Genomic DNA, 22,911 nt, shown 5'->3' with positions numbered 1-22,911 from the left:
CGTGGGCGCGCCCTGGCCGCGCGGTCTGCGGGCCTGGGCCAACGCGCTGGTTGCCGGCGTGCTGTTGCAGGGCATCTATCTCGGCGGCGTGTTCTGGGCGGTCAACGACGGCCTGCCCGCCGGCGTGGCCGCCCTCGTGGTCGGCCTGCAGCCGTTGCTGACCGCGGCGCTGGCGTTTCCCCTGCTCGGCGAAACGGTGGGCACCCGCAAGTGGGTGGGCATTGCCCTGGGCTTTGGCGGTGCGGTGCTCGTGCTTGAACCGCGGCTGGCCGTGGATATGGCCGCGCTCAGCCTGGGCCCGCTGCTGGCCGTGTTTGCGGCCATGCTCGGCATCACCCTGGGTACGATCTGGCAGAAACGCACTGGCGCGGCGGCCGATATTCGTACCAACGCCGCCGTGCAATTCATCGGTGCGGCGATTGTGACGGTGCCGGTCGCGCTATGGCTTGAAAACGGGCGCTTCGAGATGACCTGGCAGGCCTGGACCGGCTTGCTGTGGTCGTCACTGGGCCTGTCGGTCGGCGCGATTTCGCTGCTGCTGTTTCTCATCCGCCGCGGCTCGGTCGCCAGCGTGGCCTCGCTGTTCTATCTGGTGCCGCCGGTGGTCGCCATCCTCGCCTATCTGTTGTTCAACGAAACCCTCAATACGCTGCAGATCGTCGGCATGGGCGTGGCCGTGGCGGGTGTGGCGATTGCCAGCCGAACCGGGCGGTCGGCTGGCGCCTAGCGTGGATCGCCACGTGTAATCGCAACGCTGCATAATGCACATGATATTGTGCCGCGCTTCGACGCATTGATCCGGAGCGATTCATGAAAACGGCTTTTCTCGGACTGGGCACCATGGGCGCGCCCATGGCCCGTAACCTTCTGGCCAGCGGCGCGGACCTGACCGTCTGGAACAGGTCGCAGGCGGCGGTGGATTCGCTGCGCGAGGCCGGCGCACAGGCCGCCGACTCACCCGCGGCCGCGGTGGCCGATGCCGACGTGGTGTTCTCCATGCTCGCCGACGATGCGATCTGTGAACAGGTGCTGGTCGAATCCGGCGCACTGGCTGCGATGCAGGACGGGGCGATTCACGTGAACATGGCCACGGTGTCCGTGCCGTTTGCCAAGCGCATGGACACCCTGCACGCCGAACACGGCGTGGCCTATGTTGCGGCCCCGGTGATGGGTCGAGCGGATGTGGCCGCGGCGGCCAAGCTCAATATTCTGGCCGCCGGCGACAGCCAGGCCGTGAATACCGCCACCCCGCTGCTGGAAACCATGGGCCAGAAGGTGTGGCCGGTGGGCGATTCGGCCGAAATGGCGAACGTGGTGAAGATCCAGGTGAACTTCATGCTGGCGGTGGCGATCGAGTCCATGGGCGAAGCCTGTGCGCTGGGCGAGGTCTACGGCATCGAAACGGGCCAGTTCCTGGATATCGTCACCAACACGCTGTTCGCGTGTCTTGGGTATCAGAGCTACGCAGGGCTGATTCGCGAATCCAGATACCGGCCCGCGAACATGCCGGCCACGCTCGGCAACAAGGATGTGGGCCTGGCGTTGTCGGCGGCCAACGATCGCCAGGTACCGCTGCCGCTGGGCAGCGTGGTGCGAGACAGCCTCAACGAGATCATTGCCAACGGCGACGGCGACAAGGACTGGGGTGCCCTGGCCGAATACGCGGCCAAACGCGCACGTATCGACCGCTCGCGGGAGCGTTCTTAACTCGCCAAGGAATAGCTTTAATTCTGTATGAGGTCGGCCGCGCTCATACAAGCATGCTGTCCGCAAATAAACGCCAAGAAGCGCAAATAAGGCATCAAAGCGCGAGATCGAAGTAACTGAAATCGGCGCTGCGGGCCTGATGCCGGACTTTGTAAATCAGCAATGACGTCACGGTGCCGGATTGTTAAGGCGTGCGCGATTACGAGCGAGCGCGAAGCAAACGCTCGAGCAAGCGGTCGGCCTCGGCCTGTAGCGCGGCGCGCTGGCCGGCCAGCTGGCGCCGCTCGGCTTCGTCTTCGAGCCCGTCGATGTTGGTATCCACGTTGATCAACACCATCGACAGGCCGGCATGGACGAGCTGTGCGCCGGCACGGGCATCGCTTTGCAGCGCAGCCTTGATATCGCCTATGGCCTGTTCGCTGTATTCGAGGGCCTCGAGACAGCAGCGGGCCGTATCCAGCGGCACCTGATTGATGCGTTCGACGGCGCGCTCCAGCGCCTGTTCCGAATCGTTTTCGTCGGCGTGTTTCTTCGCGGCCAGATAAGCCTTGAAGGCGGCGATATCTTCGTCGGCATAGTCGCCGAGCTGTTCCAGCCGGCGCTGCCCCTGTTCGATCAACCGCTGAGCCGACCCGTCGTCATCGTTGGATTGCGTCAGCCGCAGCCCCTTGAGCACCAGGGCAAGACCGTTGCCCGCGGCGTTGGCGGCGACCGCGCCGCAGCCCGGCATGGCGCGGGACTGGATATCGTCGCTAAACTCGGCCAGCGTCATCTGGGCGATGGTTGATGTGGCCATGATGATCGGCTCTTGGCGAAACAGAGCGCCGAGTGTCGCACGGGTCGGGCGGGCGCCCCCGCCCCGTGTCATCGAAACGCTGGCCATCTTTGATAGCGTGACGGTTCATTTCGAACCCGTAGAGCTACACGATGCTGCGTATTGCCCCCTTCAAGCCCGACGTCGACTATGTCGTGCCTATCGAAATCGACGGCGAGATCAACGCCCGCGATTTTTCGAATGTGCTGTCCAAGATGGAAGAACAGCTGGCCAAGCACGACAAGCTGCGCCTGTATGTCGAGATCAAGTCGCTGGGCGGCATGTCGGCCTCGACCGTATTCAACGAACTCAAGGACGCGATCAAGCACTGGGAGCGCTTCGACAGGCTGGCCGTGGTTTCGGATGTGGAAGGCGTTCGGACCGCCACCACGGTGATCGACAAGCTCTCGCCGAATACCGAATGCGAAACCTTCCGCGCGGCCGACCGCGACTCGGCCCAGGCCTGGGTCGCCTGAAGCCTGCGATGGGCCCTCGCCGGCCGACGGCTAAGCCGGCGGCCGTGCGATCGGGTTGACCAACGTACCGGCGAACTGCAGATTACCGGCCGGATCGTCGAGGTCGATCATCTGCGCGTTGTTGCGTAGCTGCAGGCGGTTCAGACAGGAACGCTTGAACTCGGGTGCGAACAGATCGTAGCGCGCGAACTTGTCGGTGAATTCCGGATGGGCGGCCTGATAATTGCGCACACAGTCGGCCACCTGCTGCCAGAACGCCTGCTGCGAATAGCCCCGTTCGGTATGCAGAATCGCACCGATATAGCGAAAGATCAGGTCGAACAGGTCGGTAAACAGGCTGAGCACCTTCAGCTCTTCCGGCACCTCGACCGATAACCGGGCAACCTCGCCGGGCAGCTCGATCTCGGTGTTCATGATACCGACCTCTTCGGCGATATCCTTCATGATCGTGCGTACCGGCACGTTGTCTTCCAACACCAGGATGATGTTCTCGCCATGCGGCATGAACACCAGGTCGTGGGCGAAGAAACAGTGCAACAGCGGGCTCATGTAGGCATCGAGATAGCGTGCCAGCCAGGCATCCGTATCGAGTGGCGAGGCGTCGATGAGCGCGCCGATCACGGAGGCATCTTCGGCGTCACGGTGCAGCAGCGCCGCCATGGTCATCAGGCGCTGGCCGGACTGGATCTGCTTGAACGGGCTTTCGCGCCAGAGCGCGGCCAGCATCTTGTTGTAGGCGTCGGTTTTCGGAGCCGCGGCTTCGAACTGCGGATGGCGATAACCGATGGAGGCGACTTCGCGCAGGATGGAAAAGCCCTTGGTCTGCAAGTAGTCGTCGCCGCGCACGAGGGTATCGATCCAGTCGTTGATTTCGGGCGTGCCGCGCATGTAATACGGCGACAGGCCACGGGTGAAGCCCATGTTGAGGATCGATAGCGCCATCTTCACGTAGCAGCGTGTCGGGTGGTCGCGGTTGAACAGGGTACGAATCGACTGCTGGGCCTGATAGGTGTCCTGACCGAAACCCAGATAGACGAGATGCCCCGTGGCGATTTCGCCGGCGAACAGATAGACGAGCTTGTTGTGCCACTGCCAGGGATGCACGGGCATGAAGCGATAGTCGGCCGCGTCCAGGCCGCGGTCGGTCAGGCGCGCGGTGAAGGCGGCATGGGTGGCCGCGTCGAGCTCGGCGGCCATGTGTTCGGCGTAGCTGCGGTCGGCGCTGCAGGCGAACTCGGCCCGGCTGGTATGGGCCGCAATCCAGACAAGCCGAATGGGCGCGGCGGCTTCCGGCGTATAGGATCGATAATCGATGCTGTCGAAGCCGATACGCCCGCTATTGGCGACAAACGCCGGGTGGCCTTCGGTCATCGCCGCCTCGATACGCTGAAAATCGCCATCGACGAAATCGGCGGCCCGCGGCCCGCCGTGGGCGATCTTGTAGGCCATGCTGTAGAGCGTGGCGGTGATTTCTTCCAGATAGATGGGCAGCGCGGCCGGGCCGATACCGAGCACGTCGCGCAGCTCGGTGACGAGCGTGACCGCATCCAGGGCTGCCGGTACGCCGTCGACCGTCTTTTCCAGCGTGCCGGGTTCGATATGCCAGTGCTCGAGTTCGAGCACCCGGGCGGCAAAGCGATACTGAACGCCCTGTTCGAGCGACAGTGTATACACGTGCTCGTCGTCGGCCTCTTTGCTGGGTGCGATCAACAGCTCGTGGCTGAATTCGGCGAGCATCTTGGTGGCCATCCGCGTATTGGCGGCGGCCCAGGTGGCGGCATCGAGGTGGGCGATGGCCTGTTCAGTCGCGGTCATGGGCATACGGGTCATCAGGCAGAATCCTTGGTCAGATAATCGCTAAGAGCGTTGTCGTAATCGGCACGCGTACAGGTCGCGAACCAGGCGGTCTTGCCCGGCAGTTCGACCTGTCGGTGGTAGACGAAGCCGGCCCGCCGGTTGATCGGATGAATGGCTTCGTTGGTGACATCCGGCTCGACCACGACACGCTCGACGCGGGGGTCGCTGAACAGGAAATCCATGATCTGGACGAACACCGCCCAGGTGAAACCGGGAATACGCCGCTCGGCGGGTGCGACCAGCACATGCATGCCGATATCGCCCGGCTGGACCTCGTAGCACTCGCCGATGGCCTCGACCGCCGGCGCATAGCGCTCCATCAGGAACATCGGCTGGTCATCGTGCAGGCCGATGAAGGCATCGAAATCCGGCGATGCAGCCAGTTCGGTGAAGTAGTCATGAATCTGTTGCTTATCCAGCGAGTCCATACCCCAGAAGCGGGCATGGTCGCTACGCAGCCAGGCATAGGCCGTGGGCACATGACGCTCGATATCGAAAGGCGTGATCGCCAGTTCGCCGATACCGGGGATCACGCGCGCCTGAAGAACGGAGGCATAGCTCACGCGGTTTCCTTGGTCGAAGTTGAAAGATCGAAGTCGGCCGACGCGCGGGCCGTCATGCGGGGGCACGGCGTCGACCCGCGGCCGGCTCGCCGGGCGTATCGACCGCGAAATGCTGGAAGGCGATGCGCTGCTCGATCGGGTAGTGCTCGACGCCGGTCAACGCCCGCAGGATGCAGGCGTTGCGATAACAGGCCATGCCCAGATCCGGGGTGACGAAGCCGTGGGTATGAATCTCCGCGTTCTGTACGAAGATCTCGGCGTTGTCGTGGTCCACGGCGTAGTAGCGGGACGTATCGAAACGCCCCTGGGCATCCCAGCGGATACGATCGGCAATGCCATCGATATAGTCGGGCACGCGATAGGCAAAGCCGGTGGCCAGCACCACGCTCTGGCTGCGATGCGTGAAGCCGGCGCCCTGCTCGTGCTGGAAGAAGTCCAACTCGACACCATCACCATCGGCGGTCGTCCGGGCATCGCGCAGTTCCACGTTGGCCTGCAGACCGACATCCAGCGTGCCGGCCACGTCGCGTTCGTACATGAGATCGTAGATGGCGTTGATCAACGATTCGTCGATGCCCTTGTAGAGCGCCTTGTGCTCCTCGCCGAGCGTGTGGCGCCGGTGTTCGGACAGGCCGTGGAAATAATCCACATACTCCGGCGAGGTCATTTCCAGCGTGAGCTTGTCGTAGTTCAGGGCAAAGAAACGCGGCGAGCGGGTGAACCAGTCCAGCCGGTAGCCGTGGCGTTCCTGCTCCAGCAGTAGGGCATGAAAGACCTCGGCCGCGCTCTGGCCACTGCCGACCACGGTGATCGAATCGCTGGCCTGAAGGCGCTCGCTCGCGGGGCCGAATTCGCAGGCATGAATCGCCCGCTCGCCCAGATCCTGACAGCACGCCGGCACATAGACGCTCGGGCCGCTGCCGAGCACCAGCGCGCGGGCGCGCAACTCGCGGCGCTCGCCGCTGGCAGTGTCCTCCAGGGTGAGCACGTAACAGGCGTTGGCGTCGTCGTAGTCGGTGGCCAGCACCCGCGTGGCGAAGACGAGGTTATCCAGTCGCTCGGCGACCCAGCGGCAATACTGGTTGTATTCGCGCCGAAGCATGAAGAAGTTCTCGCGGATATAGAACGCGTAGATCCGCCCGGTCTGCTTCAGGTAGTTGAGAAAACTGTATTCGCTGGTCGGGTCGGCCAGCGTGACCAGATCCGCCATGAACGGCGTCTGCAGGGTCGCGCCTTCCAGCAGCAGGCCCGGATGCCAGTCAAAGCGCTCGTTCTCGTCGATGAATACGGCGTCGAGCTCGTCGATGGGCGCGGCGAGTGCGGCCAGCCCCAGATTGAACGGGCCGATACCGATACCGGCCACGTCGTGGATGGGCGGTTGGCACTTATCCATGGCGGCGATACTCCGGGTTCGCGACCGGCGCGGCGTCGATCGATGTCGCGCCGGTTTCGGCGGCCATGCCGTAGGCCACGATCAGATCGACGATCTCGCTCATCTGGGCGGGCGTGGTCGCCGGGTTGAGCAGCGTGAACTTGAGATAGCGCCGGCCATCGACCTTGGTGGCCGCGATCATGGCCTCGCCGTCGCGAGCGAGTTGGGCACGAATAGTCGTATTGAGCGTATCCAGATCGGCCTCGCTGCGGGTCAGGCAGGGCCGGTAGCGGAACACGATCGTGCTCAGCGCCGGCCGGTGCAGCAGTTCCAGGCGCGGTTCGGCGAGCATAAGCTCGTAGGTCGCTCGTGCGAGCGCGACCGCGCCGTCGAAGGCCTCGCCGATCGTCTCCGCGCCCAGGGTGCGCAGGGTCAGCCACAGCTTGAGCGCATCGAAACGCTTGGTGGTCTGCAGCGATTTGTTGACCTGGTCGGGCGTGCCGGCAGCCGCGGCTTCGGCCGGATTCAGATAGTCCGCGTGGTGGGTAATCAGACCCAGGTTGGCGCCGTTGCCTACGATGAACGCACTACAGCTGACCGGCTGGAAGAACGACTTGTGGTAGTCCACGGTCAACGAATCGGCGTTCTCGATACCGGCGCATTCATGGCCGTGCCGGTTCGAGACCAGCAACCCGCAGCCGTAGGCCGCGTCGACGTGCATCCACAGATTCTCGGCCCGGCAGACCGCACCGATCGCCTGCATGTCGTCGATGCTGCCGAAGTCGGTGGTACCACAGGTGGCAGCCACCGCGATCGGTATATCGCCCGCCGCCCGGCAGTCATCGATCGCCTGCTTCAGGGCATCGATATCCATGCGCTTGGCCTCGTCGCAGGCCACCCGCACCACCGCGTTGTGGCCGAGGCCGAGTAGTGCCGCGGCCTTGGACAGGCTGAAATGACTCACCTCGGAGACGAAAACCCGCAGCCGCGCCGCCTCGCCCGGCAGCCCCTGCTTATGTACCGCGCCGTGGCCATAGTGGCGCGCGCACCAGTCGTCACGCATGAGCAGCATGGCCATGAGGTTCGACTGGGTACCGCCACTGGTGAATACGCCGTCGGCCGCGTCGCCCAGGCCGGCGCGCTCGGCGGTCCAGGCAATGAGCTTTTGTTCGATGAATGTAGCTCCCGCGCTCTGATCCCAGGTATCCAGCGAGGAATTGATTGCACTGAGCACCGCCTCGGCCGCGATCGAGGGCACCAGCACCGGGCAGTTCAGGTGCGCGGCATAGCGCGGGTGATGGAAGTACACCGCATGGTCGAGATACAGATGGCGCAGTTCGGCCAGCGCCTCGGCCATGTCGACGCCTGCCTCATCCAGATCGAGGGCATCGAATTCGGGCGCGAGTTCGCTGGGGCGCACCCCGCTGTGCACCTGCCTGGCGCGCCGCACGGCGGCCGCGACCGCGTCCGCGGCCTGCTCGACCTGATCGCGATAAAGGTCGAGATTGTGTTCGTTGAATATCTGCGCCCGGCGGGCGATATCGGCAAAACCGCCGGGTATGTCGGCGCCCCGGGTTGTGGCTTCGTTTGAGGTGCGCATGGCGCGGGCCTCCTTGGTCGAGATAAAAACGCATTACGATCCGTACACGCCCGTGCACGAACTTCTTCCCCTCGCTTTTATTTCGATGCGTCGGCGGCCCGCCGCGGTTGCGACGGGCCGCAGGCGTTACCTCTAGAACTGATAATCCAGAGTAGCGATCACCTCGCGGGCATAGCCGTAGTAGCAGTTGTTGGGGCTGAAGCAGGCCTCCACGTACTCCTTGTCGAACACATTGTTGGCGTTCAGCCGCAGCGTGGCCCCGTCGAGTGACGGCGCGAATTCACCCAGCTTCACGCTGACCATGGCATCGGCCAGGGTGTAGTCGGGCACGGTTAGCTCGTTCGCCGTATCCGCGTAGCTTTCGCCCACGTAGCGCACGCCGGCGCCCACATCGATGGCCGGGGTCAGCTCGTACTTGGCCCAGGCCGAGGCCAGATCGTCCGGCGTACGCGTGAAGGTGTTGCCCTTGATCACGCCCAGACCCGGGAAGTTGTCGGCGTACTCCACGCTGCTGTGCGAATACGAGGCGAGCACGTTCAGACGGTCGGTAACATCCGCACGCGCCGACAGCTCGATACCCTGCGATTCAACATCGCCCACGCTGTCAAAACGCGCGGGACTGACCTGAAAACGCTGCTGTACGTTTTCCTGCGTGAGGTCATAGACCGCCAGCGTGAACATGGCGTCGACGCCCGGCGGCTGATACTTCAGGCCGGCCTCGTATTGATGACTGTCCACCGGCTTTGCCACATCACCGTTGAAGGGGGTATAGGCGCTCGGATTGAAGCCCTCGCTATAAGAGACGTACGGCGAAAGACCCCACTTCGACTGGTACAGCAGGGCCGCACGCCCGGTAAACGCATTATCGCTGCGGTCGGTAAGCTCGCCGCTGGTGCCGTTGACGTATTCGCGCTTGAGATAGTCCTGACGTCCGCCCAGCACGAGATGAAATCGGTTCCACTCCATCTGATCCTGCAGATAGAAGCCCACTTGGCGGGTCTTGCGGTCGTTGGCCGGCGCAAGGCTGTCGTCGTCAACGATACCGGGCCCGCCGTAGTTCGGATTGAACGCATCGAGCGGGGTAGCCTGGAAACTCGTGTTCGGCGGATACTCGACCGAGTTCTGCCGCTGTTCGTAACCGAACCCGATAACCATACGGTGTTCGATATCGCCGGTATCGAATTCCACTTCGCCGTAGTTATCAAAACTCAGCGACTTGAGATTCTCTTCAGCCCGAGAAAAATAACGCGTGAGCGTGGCCGGCGCGTCGGTGGCATCCGGAGTGAAGCCGTTCTGATAAACCTGCTTGAGCGAGGTATCGACGTCCGCATACCGGCCTTTTGAGGTCAGCGTGACGTTGTCGTTGACTTCGTGATCGAGCTGAAAGGCCAACATGTTGATGTCGCGGTCGAACTCCTCGTAATTGCGCGCGCTGTCGACCCACTCGTCGTCCACCGTGCGCCCGAACCGGTCGCCATTCACACTGATGTCGTAGGGGACCGAACCATGGAAGCCACCTTCGGGATCGCGCTGGACATAGGCCTGCAGCAGCAGCGACGTATCGTCGGCCAGGTTAAAACTGACCTGTGGCATTATCGTGAAACGTTCGCGTTCGACCACGTCGTACTGTGTATCGCTGGTTTCGCCGCTGACGGTTACCCGGTAGTTGCCGATCTCCGGGTTCGGCAACGGACCGGTCAGATCCAGTCCGGCGCCGTAGGTGCCAAAACTGCCGCCATAGACGCTGACCATCCGCCGCTGCTCGTCGAGCGGTTTCTTGGTCACGTAATTGACCAGCCCGCCCGGTTGCGCGCGGCCATAGAGCGCCGAGAGCGCACCCTTGATCACGTCGATACGTTCGATGAAGAACGGGTCGATCTGAATATTGGAATACGAACCCGGGTCGTTGGCCAGGCGCAGGCCGTCCATGAAGGTGTTGTTCACGTCACCGCCCGGAAAGCCGCGCAGTGCAATCGTCGTCTGTCGAGACGAGGAACCGGCAAGGCCGGTGAACACGCCCGGCGTATAGCGCAGCGCATTATTGACGGTGCGCGCGCCCTGATCTTCGACCTGTTCGCGGGGCACCACGTCGATCGCCTGCGGGGTGGTAATCAGCGGCGTATCCGTCTTAGTTGCAGCCCGGGTTGCGTCGGCCGAATAACCGACCGTGGGTGCATCCGCGCTGTTGATGGCCTCCCCCTCGACCATGAGCGGCGCCAGCGTTTGCGAACCCAGGCGCTCATTGCGTTCGCTCGTCGGTGCAGCACCGGCATCGATCACGGGCAGCGATTCGGGCTGCTGGCTGCCTGGCTGCCCCCCGGCAGCCTGAGCCAGCGCCATCGACGGCAGCCACGACAGGCTCAAACCCAGCGCGCTGCATACGGCAATACGGGTCAATACCCGGCTGTTCGCGCTTGCGCGCGCCCCGTTGAATTCAATCTTGGCCATTCCCCACCTGTTCCCCTGAGTAATAAAAAACGCTTTCCGCGTCAGCGATACGACAATTAATCTGAATGAGAATGATTGTCATTTATTAATTGATCGACGTCAATTCCCTTGCCCTGCAAGGCAGCTGAACACGGCAAAAAAAAGCCCGGCACCGCATTACGCGGGTGCCGGGCCTGACTCAGATCGCGGCGATGGACACGGGCAAGGCCGTGCGGTCGCTACGCTTGGGTTCAGGTATTGAGAATCACGCCGCCGTTGAGGTGCAGCGTCTGCCCGCTCATGTAGGAGGATTCCTCGCTGGCGAGGTAGACATAGGCAGGGCCGATCTCGCTGGGCTGGGCGGGCCGGTCCATCGGCACCTGGCCGCCGAAATGCGCCGTCTTTTCGGCATCGAAGCTGGCCGGGATCAGCGGCGTCCAGACCGGGCCGGGGGCGACCGCGTTAACGCGGATACCGCGGCCCACAAGCGACTGGGCCAACGAACGCACCAGCCCCTGAATCGCTCCCTTGGTGGCCGAATAATCGATGAGCGTATCGTTGCCCTTGAACGCATTGATCGACGAGGTGGCGATAATCGTATCGCCCTCGCCCATCTGTGCCGACAGCGCCTTGCACAGATAGAAATGGCTGAAGATATTGGTCTGGAAGGTGCGCTGTAGCTGTTCGTCCGGTATCTGCGTGATGTCTTCCCAGTCGTACTGCTCGGCCGCGTTGTTGACCAGGATGTTCACGCGCCCGAACGCGGCCAGCACGTCGTCGGCGAGCTGATAGCAGAACGCGGCATCGCCCACGTCGCCGGCATACACCTCGCAGCGTGCGCCGCGGGACTCCACCAGGCGTTTTGTCTCGGCCGCGTCGTCGTGCTCTTCGAGATGCACGATGGCGACGTCGGCGCCCTCGGCGGCATAGTGCACCGCCACGGCTCGACCGATGCCGCTGTCGCCGCCGGTAATCAGGGCGACCTTGCCCTTGAGCCGGTCACTGGCGCGATAGCTGTCGCGGATATATTCCGGCTCCGGGCGCATGGCCGACTCATCGCCGGGCTGTTCGGACTGGGACTGCTTGGGTTGTTTCTGATCGCTCATGGCGGCAGAACTCCTCGGGGAATAGACGCCCCGACTCTAGTTCTGCCAAGCGGCTGCAACCATCCGGTTTAATGCCGAGACCACGCCACGACTGACCGCCCTGCGGGCAAGCCCCGGCCAGAAACACGATCCCCGGCGCCGTCTGACCGGCGCCAGGGATCGGTGCCGGTTTAGCGTGTCGGAAACACGCTGCCGCCGTGGATCGACGGTCCGGCCAGCTGGAAGTTCAGCCGCCCGGTATCCACCCGCGCCTTGGCCGGCAGCAGATTCAGCGCTGTGGCTGCCAGTTCGAAGGCATTGGCATTGATGACCGAAATCACCAGCCGACCATTCTGCTGGAAGCTCACCGGGCCGAACACATTCAAGTCGATGGTCTGCTGTTCGAGCGCGACCCCCTGTCCATCCGGGGCGTTGGCGGTCAGCTGCAGCGCGGCGGCAAAACAGGGCGCGTAATCGTAGCGCTCGCCGTCGATCGTGCCCTGGCAGCGCTCGACGATATAGCCGGTCTGGGCCCGGATACGGCCGGTTCCCGGAAGCGGCGCGTAGCGCAGCAGGATACGCCCGGTCTGCAGCTCGGCGTTCGGGATCCCGAACACGTCCTCCAGAACGAGATCCACGATTTCACGCACGAGCGTGCTGTCTTCGATCGCATCACCGGTATCGCCGAGCAGATCCGCGAGCGAACGGCCGATATCCAGATTGTCGAACAGATCGCGAAAATCCTGTTCCAGCACGCTGCCGTTCGGCAGCAGGTCAAGCAGGCGCCCGCGGGGATTGAACATACTCTCGAGTTCGAGCGAGCCATCCGCCATATCGCCTTCGAGCACGCCGGCGACAGCGGCCGACAGGCGATCCACGATGTCCTCCATCTCGGCGGGGGTCCGGGTGGCCTGTAACTGCGCCATCGACTGGACGCGGCCCTGGTCATCCACCAGGCCCAGCTCGTCGATAAGCTGTTCGATCGCGTTGCCCACGATACTGAGTAGCTGCGGCGTACCCAGCCTCAGGCCGGTCAGATCGGTGAATCCGCCGGGCGGCAAGGCGACCGGCACACAGTTCGAGGCGCTGGCCAGCGAAGCCCGGTTGTCGTCCACGACGTTTGCCAAGGCATCGGTACAGCTGCCTACGGCCGGGCCGATGATCACCGGTCGGCCCTGCGAAAGATAGGCGTCGAAGCGATCCTCGGTTTGCGTGGCCGAGATGGGAATACCCAGCGAAGTCAGCAGGATCTGGGCCCGATTGCCGGGCTGCCCGATCTCGCCTGCATCGAACTGGCCGTTGCCGTTGCTGTCGGCGGCCGGCAGCGTGGCGAAGGTGGCGTAGTAATCCTCACTGGCCGTGGTGGCCTCGAACGGCATGACGATCGCCGGCCCGCCTGCGGCATCCTCGGCCGCGGAAGCGGTCGAAGAGCCCGAGCCGGTCAACGGATCGGTATTGAGCGCATAGCCATCGGCGTCGACGACGGTGGAGCGGCAGTTCTCACCGCTACCGCAGATTACGAGCGCGTAGTACGAGCCCAGGGTAAGCACCTGGGTCGGCCGTACGCTGAACCCGTTGACGAGTTCGGCGTCGCCCTCGGCAAACGCCAGGGCCGCGTCGACCACACCCAGGCACTGTCCGGCTTCGCTCATGCGCTGCAGGGCAACGGTCGCTGCGCTGCTGGCACTGGGGCCGGCACCGGCCAGACAGCCATCGGCCAGCACCACGCTGTCACGACGTACCGGCTTGGAAAAACCGGCTTCGATGGCCTTGTTCGCCGGGAAGACGAATACGCCGAGCTCCGACCCATTATCGCCAACACAGCGCCCGCTGGTGCCCGGGGCGTTGCCGCCGGTCAGAGCGCAGGGCACGCCCGGCGTGAGCGTAGCCACATAGGCCGGCGCCGGGTCCGTATTCACACGGGGCGCGGTGGTAAAACGAATACTGCCGCTATCCAGCGTGAGCGCATTGTCGGCAAAGTCGCGCACCCGATCGGTACCATCGTTGAGACGAATTTCGTACTCGGTGGCCGGCTCCAGCGGTTCCACAGGGTCGATGACGATCGAAAAGCCTTCGGTGCGGTAGTTCGCCGCGATCTGACGGCCCTCGCCATACAGGGCCACACTCTCGGCATTCACCGAACGCGGCTGCACCGGCGAGTCGAGCAACAGCGCCGGGCTATCCGCCACCGGGAAGCTGTTGATGGCCGAGGCGCCGGCAATGCCGACACAGCCATTTTCGTCGAAGGAGGTGGCAGCCAGCGGGCCGGCCGTCGCGAAGCCGGCGTTGCCGAAGGCATACAGGCAGGCGCTCGGCGAACGCGCGATCAGGCGCGGCGGCACCTCGTCGGGCACCACTTGATCGCGCGGAAAGAGCGGGTTGTTAGTGAGCAGTTTGAGCGCCAGGGTCAGCTCGAAGTCGACGTTGGCCTCGTCGGTGCGGTTGACGGTGATCGGGAACGAGCCGACGGTGGCGATATCGATGTCGCCATCGAGCTGCGGTATCGCAAGCCCCGCCGCCTGCACGTTGAGCACGGTCTGGTTGATGACGCCGTTGGCGAGCACGCTACGGGCATATTCCTGAAACGCGGTGGTACCCGGCTGGCTGGCCGCGGCCTTGAGCAGCGAACCCAGTGCGACGTCGAAGCGCAGCCGTACGGCGATCGGCGTTTCGATGTTGGGGAACTCGTTGCCCATGATCGACACGTTGACGTCGCTGATGAAGTTGACGTCAATCGGGCCGCTCGGATCGATGGGCGTGGGCACTTCGCCGCCCAGGGCCAGACGCAGACCGGTGGTCTTGAACGACTGGCCGGCGCGGATGGTACCGGGTATCGACGAGTCGAGGCCGTCGAGCGTGGGCAGTGCGATCGTCGCCCGCAGCACGTTCTGAATGCCGCGGTAGTCCGGGTCGGTCACGTCGTTGGCGCTGACCACCGGCAACAGATTCCTGCCGACCAGCTGCGAACCCAGGGACACAGCGTTCACCGGTCGGCCGTTGAGTACGTTGTCCGGAAGATTGGCGGGGTCGGCCGCGGTCGGGCTGATGACCAGATTAGTATCCAGCGTGTTGTAGGCCGGGTTGTCGAGAATGCCGCCGCCCACCGCACGTACGCGACGGTTCACCGAACCGCGGGCCAGGGCATTGCCGAACACCGAGCGGATATCCGACGTCCAGCGAATCTCGTAATTGCCGCCGGTAAGGTCATCGACCGGATCGAACACGATATAGCGACCAAGGGCCGTGACGTTCGCCCGGGTGATGGCGCCCGAGGGACCGCGCACGGTGAAACTCTCGGCCGTCACCGTGGCCGGGTCCACCGGCTCGGACAGCACCACACGAATGGGGTTGAAGCCGACAAAAACGGAGGTCGTCTCGAGCTGGGCGTTGTATTCACCCGGCGTGACTTCCTGAACCTTGAAGCCGCCCGCGGCCGGCCGCGAGCCGTCGGGCCGCGTGGTAAACCCGTAAAGCACGTTGCCCGGATTGAAGCCGGTGTAGCCGCCGTCCTGCCAGCCGCCGTCCAGGCGCTTGGTGGCAACGACGCGGTATTGGGTATCCGGCTTGAGCGGCCCCTGGGTTTCGATTCTGAGAATACGGGGCTGGTTGTCGTCGCGCACGACGGTGAGCGCCGGGCCAATACGATTGCCGGCGGCGTCGCGCAGCTCCAGCGAATCGCGCGAGGCATCGGGCAGATCGCTGGCGAACTTCACCACCAGCTGGCTGTTCAGGGCGACGTCGGTCTGCCCATTGTAGGGATAGGTAAAAGCCAGGCCACGCGGCATCACGGAATGCAGCGTTTCGGCATCGCTGCGGGCGGTGGCACCGCCTGCGGTGCTCGGGCTGGTCGATGACGAACCCGAGCCGCCACCGTCATCACTTCCGCCGCCGCTGCCGCCACAGCCGGCCACACTCAGCCCCAGCAGCAGTGCAACGCACAACCTGCCGCCCACGACACGTTTCGCAAAACCGATTCCCGGCATGACCCCCTCCCCTCTATTGTTTTCGCTTCGTACCGCCCGCCGACGGCGAGCGTCGCAGAAGCGTCCCAGGAGGCTGTATGTACTAAATGCCGGTCGCGGCTCGCAACCGCAATTCCTGCAAATTCAAGGCCTGCGGCTGGTCGGGCGCGGCAAACCACTGAATGACTGAAAATTATTCTTTTCCTATTTCGGCCGGTTTACGACCTTTTTTCAGCGTAAGTGGCTCAACGAACGCCGAACGGTCAATTTCCGCGCACAGGCCGACGCCGCAGCGCCGGTCCCGCTCATGCAAAGACCGCGACGTTCTGGCGCCCCACGATCACCGGCTTGCCGGCGCTGTTCCAGACCCGCATGGCCTGTGAGGAATAACCGTCGGCGCTGTGATTGGCCACGCTCTGACTCAACCACCAGCCGTCGTCGGTCGTGGGCTCGTCGTCAAGCACGTCGAACATCCAGGTCATGGTGCTGATCGGCGCGACGTCCGAGAAGCTGGCCATCGCCGCCGGCGGCAGCGCATCGGCCAGTGCTGCCAGACCGACGATTACCGGATCGATCTCAGTGTCGCGGTGGCGAATCCAGACCACGTATTGCGGATCGTCGGATTGGGTCACCGGCATGGAACCACCGGCAAAGCGGCCTTCGAAATGCTGGGTGAAATTAGGCGCAGTCTGGCCGGCGCGCTGAAAGAACGAGTCGCAGTCGTCGGGGGCGGCGACCTGCGGTGCCTTGATACGCGCATGGTCGACGCTGGAATCGCGCGCCTTGCCAAAACAGAAGGTCGCCCGCGCGGCAATCTTGTCGTCGCTGAGCATATCCACGGTGATGAAAGCAGTGGACTTGCCCCGCCGCACCACGACCGGTTTCAGCGCCACGTCCGGACCTGCCGGGCCGATGAAACTCAGCAATGCGCTGCGCAGCGGCGGCAGATCCGCCCCGTGCTGGTCGTAAATCGCCTGCAGGCACAGCGCCGCGGTCAGTCCGCCGTAGATCGCGCGGCCCTGCAGCCAGTCATCGGGTACATGCACATGCGAGACGTCGTTATCGAGCGTCATGCTCGCCAGCAGTCGCGACAGCGGCGTGCGCGTATCGGCATCGGTCATCTTCGTGATCCTTTTGAATCCAAACCGCGAAGACTAGCGCAATACGCCAGCGTACGGGCAACTGTCGGCCATTCAGGCACGACAGGCGAGCAACGTCTGCTGCATGTCGGCCAGCGTCGGGAAATAGTAGTCGGGGGCCTCGGCGACCAGCTCCTCGCGGCTGCCGTAGCCGTAACCGACCGCCGCGTTTGCCACCCCGTTGTGACGCGCCCCGATCAGGTCGAAGGAGCGGTCGCCGATCATGAGCGCATCGCTCGGGTCAATACCCTCTTCCCGCAGAATATGCGCGATCAGGGCATGCTTTTCGGTACGCATGCCGTCGAGTTCACTGCCGTAGACGCTGCAGAAATAGCGGTCCAGTTCGAAATGCTGAACAATCTGGCGCGCATAGAACCACGGCTTGGAAGTGGCGACGAACAATTGCCGTCCGCTGCTTTTGAGATCGGCGAGCAGGTCCACGATACCGTCGTAGAGCACATTCTCGAACATGCCGGTACGCCCGAACCGCACCCGGTAATCATCCACCGCGGCCTGGGCCTGTTCAGCGTCAAAGCCGTAGAAATCGATGAACGACTGCTTGAGCGGCGGCCCGATGAAGCATTCCAGCCGTCCCAGATCGTCGACATGAACCCCCTGGCAGGACAACGCATACTGTACGCAGCGCGTGATGCCGTCACGCGGGTCCGTGAGCGTGCCGTCCAGATCGAAAAGCAAAACCTTGTGACGCATAGATCAAATTCTCCTACCCCCGCACCGCATCGTCGATCATGCACGCCGCTCCCCAAACGGCGCCTGTACGATGTATGCAAGAACCCGGCCGTCTCCCGACCGTGGGCGCCGATCGGTCTGGTTCTGGTCTGCCTCACGGTCTTGATGGCAAGCGGTTGCGCGGGCCTGCGCGTGAGCGGCGACGTCTACCAGCGCGGCGAAGCGGCCTACTACGCCCGCAGCTTCGACGGGCGCCGAACCGCGAGCGGCGATCGCTTCGACTCGGGACGGCTGACCGCGGCCCATCGCCGCCTGCCCTTTGGCAGCCGGGTCGAAGTCACCAACGAAAACAACGGCCGCAGCGTAATCGTGACCATCAACGACCGCGGGCCCTATACCCGCGGACGCATCATCGACCTGTCGCGACGCGCGGCCGGGCAAATCGGCATGATTCGCAGCGGCATCGCGCCGGTTACCCTGCGCCTGGTCGACTAGGAAAGCTCTGCATAACCTGTCGCGGTCGCGCCGGCTGCTTTGCGCGCGATTGGCAAGAAGGTGACAGCTTAGCGTGCCCAAGCCAATAACAAGTGGCACGGTAGCGAACACTGACGCCGACCAAGCGCGCGCAAAGCCGGCGGCCGCTCAGCGGTTCGACCTCACAGTCGCCGCGACTGCGTTGCCGAGCCTGGCCTGCCAATGAGGCAGGCGCTGCGCTCGCACGCCTTGTCGCATCGTCTATGAGGACTCTAACGCGATCCGCGAGAGGTTGTGCAGAGCTTGCCTAGACCACGGTCGCCGCGTGGCGGCCGGCACAGCGCCCGGAGAAGATACAGCCGCCCAGAAACGTACCTTCCAGCGCGTTGTAGCCGTGATAACCGCCGCCGCCGAAACCGGCCACTTCGCCGGCCGCATACAGGCCGGGGATCGGCTGACCTGCCCCGTCGAGCACCTGGCCATCGAGATTGGTATGCAGCCCGCCCAGCGTCTTGCGGGTCAGGATATGCAGACGTACGGCGATCAGTGGACCGTTGGTCGGGTCGAGCATCCTGTGCGGCGTGGCGGTGCGAAACAGCTTGTCGCCGAGATACCGGCGCGCGCCGTGGATGGCCGTTATCTGGGCATCCTTGGCATAGGCGTTATCGATCTGGGCATCGCGGGCAACGATCTGGGCTTCGAGCCTGGCCCGGTCGATCCGATCACTGCCCGCCAGCCGATTCATGCCCGCCACCAGCTCGTCGAGGTTGTCGGCAACGACGAAATCCTCGCCCTGCTGCTTGAAGGCCTCGACCGGCGGCGGTGCGCCTTTGGAGAGCCGGCTCTTGAGCACTTCGCGCCACTGCTTCGAGGTCATATCCGGATTCTGCTCCGAGCCGGAGAGCGCGAATTCCTTTTCGATGATCTTCTGGGTGAGCACGAACCAGGAGTAGTCGTGGCCGGTGGCCAGGATCTCGCGCAGGGTGGACAGCGTATCGAAGCCCGGCAGACAGGGTGCGGGCAGGCGCCGGCCTTCGGCATCGAACCACAGCGAAGACGGCCCCGGAATGATGCGGATGCCGTGCATGGGCCAGATCGGGTTCCAGTTCTTGATGCCCTCGGTGTAATGCCACATGCGATCCGCGTTGATGATCGCCGCCCCTGCATCCCGACTGATATCCAGCATGCGCCCGTCCACGTGGTGCGGCACGCCGGAAATCATGCGCGCTGGCGCCGGGCCCAGTCGTTCCACCGGCCAGTTGGCGCGCACGCGATCATGATTGCCGCCGATGCCGCCGGCGGTCACCAGCACGGCACCGGCACTGAATTCGAATTCGCCTTCGATATCGCGGCTGGATTGCTGGCCGCGCTCGACGGTGCTGGGTGCGAGGATCTCCCCGGCCACGCCGGTGGCCGCACCGCCGGTCGTGATCAGGCGGCTGACCTGATGCCGGCATTTGAGCGTGATCCGCCCGCTTTGCATGTGTTCGCGTACCCGCCGCTCGAAGGGGGCGACGGTGCCGGGGCCCGTGCCCCAGGTCAGATGAAAACGCGGCACCGAGTTGCCGTGCCCGTTGGCCAGTGAACCGCCCCGCTCGGCCCAGCCCACGACCGGAAACCAGCGCATGCCCTGTTCGTAGAGCCAGGGCCGCATCTCGCCGGCCGCGAATTCGATGAAGGCCTCGGCGACCTTGCGCGGCCAGTAATCTTCGTCACGGTCGAAGGCAGCCGAGCCCAGCCAGTCGTTGAGCGCAAGTTCCGGGCTGTCCTTGATGCGCATACGCCGCTGTTCGGGCGTGTCGATCATGAACAGCCCGCCGAGCGACCAGAACGCCTGGCCGCCGACCGAGTTCTCGCCTTCCTGTTCGACAATGATCACCGACTTGCCGGCATCGGCCAGCTCGGCGGCCGCGACCAGCCCGGCCAGACCCGCGCCCACCACAATACTGTCTGCTCTTTCAGTCATCCGCTGCCCTCGTCGCACGGACCCGTGTCATACAGGCGATTGAAATATTATTGTGCGTTACGAGTGTAGACAGCCGACGGACAGGCGGCCAGTCGGTTCAGCGCAGCCGGCGCGCGCCAGGCACCGCAGCATCAATCGCGGGCGATCAGCCAGTCCGCAATCTCCTCCCAGGTTTCGGTCAGCGCGGTTTCGCTGGACACGATCCCTACATGGCCGCCGCGGATCGTGCGACAGGTCACATCGTCGCTGGCCACGAAACGCGTCATCGCCTGGCTGCAGGACGGGGTCACGATCGGATCGCCGCGGCCGCTGATATTGAGAATCGGCGCCTGCACGTCCGCCAGGTCGGCCGGCGGATCGGCCATCGGCAGGTGGCCTTCGCCGAGCACGTTGTCGATCCACAGATAATCGATGAAGTCGGCGACCACGCCACCCGGGTAGGCCACCATGTCGTCCAGAAACGCCGCGTTGGTGGCATGGTTGCTCACATACGCCTCGTCGTGGAGATTCGCCGCCAGCCCGGCGTAGCTGCGGACGGCCGCCATCGGACTGGTGGCCTTGAACACCAGTGAATTGAGCACGCCGGGCGAACGCAGCAACGTCGGCGGTATGTTGTGGGCGGTAAGCCCGGTCTTGTCGTGTGTCCAGTGGCCGGCACGGGCGAGCGCCTTGTAGCGCTCGCCGAGCACGCCGTTGTCGTGATAGTCCACGGGTGCGCCCACCAGCACCAGATTGGCGATACCTTCGGGCGCGATCGCCGCATGGCACAGGCCAAACAACCCGCCGAAGCTCCAGCCGTGCAGGTTCAGCCGCGCCACCCCGCTGTGTGCGCGCACGCGATCGAGGGCAGCCGGCAGGAACCGATCGAAATAATCCGCGAGCTGCAGGTCGTCCTGGGCACGGCTCGGCCGGCCCCAGTCCACCAGATACAACTCGAATCCGCGTGCCCGCAGATACCGCACCAGGCTGCGCTCGGGAAACAGATCGTAGATGAGCATGTTCACCGCCAGCGGCGGCACGATCACCAGCGGCGTGCGCTGGGTGGTGGCTGCAACTTCAACGCGCCTGCCGTCAGCCAGTTCGATTTCGTCTTCTGCGAGCGGCAGGTAGTAGCGCAGCGACACCAGGCCATCGTCATGGATGACTTCGAAGGGCGTATGGCCGGCCTGCACGAGCGCTTCGCGATCGAAAACGCGCTGACGCAGGTGGCGCAGGCGGGCCCGACTGCGGGCGATCTCGCGGCCGACACGGTCGCGGGTGGCGGTAAGCAGGGACATGAACGTAGCGCCTCGATCTCGAAGAAGAGCGAAAGTCTAGGCGATCTTGCTGCGCCGCAACAACCGGACAAGGAAGCAGAAATCGAGTTTGAAAGCCGCGCCCGTCATACCAAGCTTCACCCTACATTCCGGTAAGCTCTGCGCAACCTCTCGCGGCAGGTTGTGCAGAGCTTTCCTAGTACGGAGCCCGTCATGCAGTACCGCACGCTCGGCAACAGCGGCCTGAAAGTTTCCAAACTCACCCTCGGCACCATGACCTTCGGCGGCGAAGGCTTCATGTCCAAGCTGGGTAACACCGGCGTCGATGACGCCCGCAAGCTCATCGATATGAGCATCGACCACGGCGTGAATCTGTTCGATACCGCCAATATGTATTCCGCCGGCGTTTCCGAGGAAATCCTCGGCAATGCGCTGGGCGACAAGCGCAACGATGTGCTCGTGACCACGAAGGTGCGTTTTCCCATGGGCGACGGGCCCAACGAAGGCGGGCTGTCGCGCCTGCATATTCGCGAGCAGGTCGAAGCCAGCCTCAAGCGGCTGAATACCGGCCATATCGATCTCTACCAGCTGCATATGTGGGACGGCACCACGCCGCTCGAAGAGACGCTGCAGCTCATGGACACGCTCGTCGGCCACGGCAAGATCCGTTACTACGGCATCTCAAACTTCTCAGCCTGGCAGGCGATGAAGGTGATGCAGGTCTGCGAACGCGAGGGCTTCACCAAGCCGATCAGCCAACAGATTCACTACACGCCGCAGGCGCGTGAAGCCGAATACGAGCTCATGCCGATGGCCCACGACGCGGGTCTCGGCACGATGATCTGGAGCCCGCTCGCCGGCGGCCTGCTCTCCGGGAAGTATCGGCGCGACCAGGATGCGCCGGAAGGTACGCGCTTCTCCGAAGGCTGGCAGGAACCGCCGATCCACGACGAAAAGCGTCTGTTCGACCTGATCGAAACCCTGGTCGAGGTCGGCGATGCCCACGGCGTATCCGCGGCCCAGGTGGCCCTGGCCTGGATCACCGAACGCCCGGGCGTCACCACGGCGGTGATTGGCGCTCGCAAGGCGCATCAACTGGAAGACAACCTCGCCAGCGCACAGCTCGAACTGAGCGCCGACGAGCATGCAGCGATCGAACGCGTCAGCCGGCCGCGGCTGATCTACCCATACTGGCACCAGGCCATGAACGCCAACGACCGCTTTAGCGCGGCCGACTGGGTTCTGCACGCCGACCATGCCGAGGATTATCAGGACTGATAGTCGGCCGACCGGCTGAAGATTGGCCGTGAATTACGGCCGACAGACTGCCCCGCGGCATGGGAACGTGCCGTGGGGTTTTTTGTTTCAGTCACCGTCTCGGAGCGGGATGCTCGAAGCGCCCGTTTTCTGGATGAACTGTACGGGTGAATTTTGGCTTGGAGTTTCGCGCTGCTGCGCGAGTGACTTTCATTTGCTTGTCCAAATGAAAGTAACCAAAGCAAAAGACACCCTGTCTGGCGTCG

At 63.8% G+C, this 22,911-nt stretch carries 17 protein-coding genes; 5 read left to right on the top strand and 12 right to left on the bottom strand.

The window, feature by feature from the left end; genetic code table 11:
* Positions 1-727: EamA family transporter (locus tag CMN27_RS12465; RefSeq protein WP_293626878.1), on the top strand; the 727-nt coding region annotated here is incomplete at its 5' end.
* 83 nt (positions 728-810) lie between these two features.
* Complete coding sequence (locus CMN27_RS12460) at positions 811-1,707, top strand: NAD(P)-dependent oxidoreductase (RefSeq protein WP_293626876.1); 897 nt, start codon at positions 811-813, stop codon at positions 1,705-1,707.
* A gap of 199 nt (positions 1,708-1,906) precedes the next feature.
* Here CMN27_RS12460 and CMN27_RS12455 read toward each other — a convergent pair whose 3' ends face one another.
* Complete coding sequence (locus CMN27_RS12455) at positions 1,907-2,503, bottom strand: cyclodeaminase/cyclohydrolase family protein (protein ID WP_293626874.1); 597 nt, start codon at positions 2,501-2,503, stop codon at positions 1,907-1,909.
* A gap of 131 nt (positions 2,504-2,634) precedes the next feature.
* Here CMN27_RS12455 and CMN27_RS12450 point away from each other — a divergent pair, with 131 nt between their 5' ends.
* Complete coding sequence (locus tag CMN27_RS12450) at positions 2,635-2,997, top strand: STAS/SEC14 domain-containing protein (protein ID WP_293626872.1); 363 nt, start codon at positions 2,635-2,637, stop codon at positions 2,995-2,997.
* 30 nt (positions 2,998-3,027) lie between these two features.
* Here the strand turns inward: CMN27_RS12450 and CMN27_RS12445 are convergent, their stop codons facing one another.
* From CMN27_RS12445 to CMN27_RS12405, 9 genes are all read right to left on the bottom strand, one after another.
* On the bottom strand, positions 3,028-4,827 hold the full coding sequence (locus tag CMN27_RS12445; RefSeq protein ID WP_293626870.1) for an IucA/IucC family siderophore biosynthesis protein: 1,800 nt from the start codon (positions 4,825-4,827) through the stop codon (positions 3,028-3,030).
* Entirely contained in the window at positions 4,827-5,417 is a 591-nt protein-coding gene (locus tag CMN27_RS12440) for a GNAT family N-acetyltransferase (RefSeq protein WP_293626868.1), read from the bottom strand. The genes CMN27_RS12445 and CMN27_RS12440 overlap by 1 nt, the downstream gene beginning before the upstream one ends.
* A gap of 52 nt (positions 5,418-5,469) precedes the next feature.
* The gene (locus tag CMN27_RS12435; RefSeq protein ID WP_293626866.1) at positions 5,470-6,810 is read right to left on the bottom strand and encodes a SidA/IucD/PvdA family monooxygenase; all 1,341 of its coding nucleotides are present in this window, start codon (positions 6,808-6,810) and stop codon (positions 5,470-5,472) included.
* A complete protein-coding gene (locus CMN27_RS12430) occupies positions 6,803-8,389 on the bottom strand; it encodes an aspartate aminotransferase family protein (RefSeq protein ID WP_293626864.1) in 1,587 nt (528 codons plus the stop codon). Before CMN27_RS12430 ends, CMN27_RS12435 begins: the two co-directional genes overlap by 8 nt.
* Before the next feature lie 132 nt (positions 8,390-8,521).
* Positions 8,522-10,837, bottom strand: coding sequence for a TonB-dependent siderophore receptor (locus tag CMN27_RS12425; RefSeq protein ID WP_293626862.1), 2,316 nt, complete (start codon positions 10,835-10,837; stop codon positions 8,522-8,524).
* 230 nt (positions 10,838-11,067) lie between these two features.
* Entirely contained in the window at positions 11,068-11,922 is an 855-nt protein-coding gene (locus CMN27_RS12420; protein WP_293626860.1) for an SDR family oxidoreductase, read from the bottom strand.
* A gap of 170 nt (positions 11,923-12,092) precedes the next feature.
* Complete coding sequence (locus CMN27_RS12415; RefSeq protein ID WP_293626858.1) at positions 12,093-15,884, bottom strand: Ig-like domain-containing protein; 3,792 nt, start codon at positions 15,882-15,884, stop codon at positions 12,093-12,095.
* A 284-nt stretch (positions 15,885-16,168) separates the two neighbouring features.
* A complete protein-coding gene (locus CMN27_RS12410) occupies positions 16,169-16,984 on the bottom strand; it encodes a thioesterase family protein (protein WP_293626856.1) in 816 nt (271 codons plus the stop codon).
* A 72-nt stretch (positions 16,985-17,056) separates the two neighbouring features.
* Positions 17,057-17,713 carry an HAD hydrolase-like protein gene (locus CMN27_RS12405; RefSeq protein WP_293626854.1) on the bottom strand — a complete coding sequence of 219 codons (657 nt, stop codon included), beginning with the start codon at positions 17,711-17,713 and terminating at the stop codon, positions 17,057-17,059.
* A gap of 144 nt (positions 17,714-17,857) precedes the next feature.
* On the opposite strand from CMN27_RS12405, the gene CMN27_RS12400 reads away from it, so the two are divergent.
* Complete coding sequence (locus CMN27_RS12400) at positions 17,858-18,187, top strand: septal ring lytic transglycosylase RlpA family protein (protein WP_366515454.1); 330 nt, start codon at positions 17,858-17,860, stop codon at positions 18,185-18,187.
* A gap of 286 nt (positions 18,188-18,473) precedes the next feature.
* Here CMN27_RS12400 and CMN27_RS12395 read toward each other — a convergent pair whose 3' ends face one another.
* Both CMN27_RS12395 and CMN27_RS12390 read right to left on the bottom strand, forming a co-directional pair.
* Positions 18,474-20,132, bottom strand: a complete 1,659-nt coding sequence (locus CMN27_RS12395; protein ID WP_293626850.1) for an FAD-binding dehydrogenase — start codon at positions 20,130-20,132, stop codon at positions 18,474-18,476.
* 131 nt (positions 20,133-20,263) lie between these two features.
* Positions 20,264-21,409, bottom strand: a complete 1,146-nt coding sequence (locus CMN27_RS12390; RefSeq protein ID WP_293626848.1) for an alpha/beta fold hydrolase — start codon at positions 21,407-21,409, stop codon at positions 20,264-20,266.
* Positions 21,410-21,601: 192 nt separating this feature from the next.
* Between CMN27_RS12390 and CMN27_RS12385 the strand changes: the two genes are divergently transcribed.
* Positions 21,602-22,666, top strand: coding sequence for an aldo/keto reductase (locus tag CMN27_RS12385; protein WP_293626846.1), 1,065 nt, complete (start codon positions 21,602-21,604; stop codon positions 22,664-22,666).
* Positions 22,667-22,911: the final 245 nt, after the last annotated feature.

The sequence above is a fragment of the Salinisphaera sp. genome (assembly GCF_002729955.1).
Taxonomy (GTDB): Bacteria; Pseudomonadota; Gammaproteobacteria; order Nevskiales; family Salinisphaeraceae; genus Salinisphaera.
Note: the sequence above shows the minus strand (reverse complement) of the source record. Positions and strands in the feature narration are given on the sequence as shown.

Bases quoted from the DNA above. Each gene is read 5' to 3' on its own strand.
- CMN27_RS12455 (WP_293626874.1), bottom strand. From the start codon at position 2,503: ATGGCCACATCAACCATCGCCCAGATGACGCTGGCCGAGTTTAGCGAC.
- CMN27_RS12430 (WP_293626864.1), bottom strand. From the start codon at position 8,389: ATGCGCACCTCAAACGAAGCCACAACCCGGGGCGCCGACATACCCGGC.
- CMN27_RS12450 (WP_293626872.1), top strand. From the start codon at position 2,635: ATGCTGCGTATTGCCCCCTTCAAGCCCGACGTCGACTATGTCGTGCCT.
- CMN27_RS12405 (WP_293626854.1), bottom strand. From the start codon at position 17,713: ATGCGTCACAAGGTTTTGCTTTTCGATCTGGACGGCACGCTCACGGAC.
- CMN27_RS12400 (WP_366515454.1), top strand. From the start codon at position 17,858: ATGGCAAGCGGTTGCGCGGGCCTGCGCGTGAGCGGCGACGTCTACCAG.
- CMN27_RS12390 (WP_293626848.1), bottom strand. From the start codon at position 21,409: ATGTCCCTGCTTACCGCCACCCGCGACCGTGTCGGCCGCGAGATCGCC.
- CMN27_RS12460 (WP_293626876.1), top strand. From the start codon at position 811: ATGAAAACGGCTTTTCTCGGACTGGGCACCATGGGCGCGCCCATGGCC.
- CMN27_RS12385 (WP_293626846.1), top strand. From the start codon at position 21,602: ATGCAGTACCGCACGCTCGGCAACAGCGGCCTGAAAGTTTCCAAACTC.
- CMN27_RS12445 (WP_293626870.1), bottom strand. From the start codon at position 4,827: ATGACCCGTATGCCCATGACCGCGACTGAACAGGCCATCGCCCACCTC.
- CMN27_RS12425 (WP_293626862.1), bottom strand. From the start codon at position 10,837: ATGGCCAAGATTGAATTCAACGGGGCGCGCGCAAGCGCGAACAGCCGG.
- CMN27_RS12420 (WP_293626860.1), bottom strand. From the start codon at position 11,922: ATGAGCGATCAGAAACAACCCAAGCAGTCCCAGTCCGAACAGCCCGGC.
- CMN27_RS12410 (WP_293626856.1), bottom strand. From the start codon at position 16,984: ATGACCGATGCCGATACGCGCACGCCGCTGTCGCGACTGCTGGCGAGC.
- CMN27_RS12395 (WP_293626850.1), bottom strand. From the start codon at position 20,132: ATGACTGAAAGAGCAGACAGTATTGTGGTGGGCGCGGGTCTGGCCGGG.
- CMN27_RS12435 (WP_293626866.1), bottom strand. From the start codon at position 6,810: ATGGATAAGTGCCAACCGCCCATCCACGACGTGGCCGGTATCGGTATC.
- CMN27_RS12415 (WP_293626858.1), bottom strand. From the start codon at position 15,884: ATGCCGGGAATCGGTTTTGCGAAACGTGTCGTGGGCGGCAGGTTGTGC.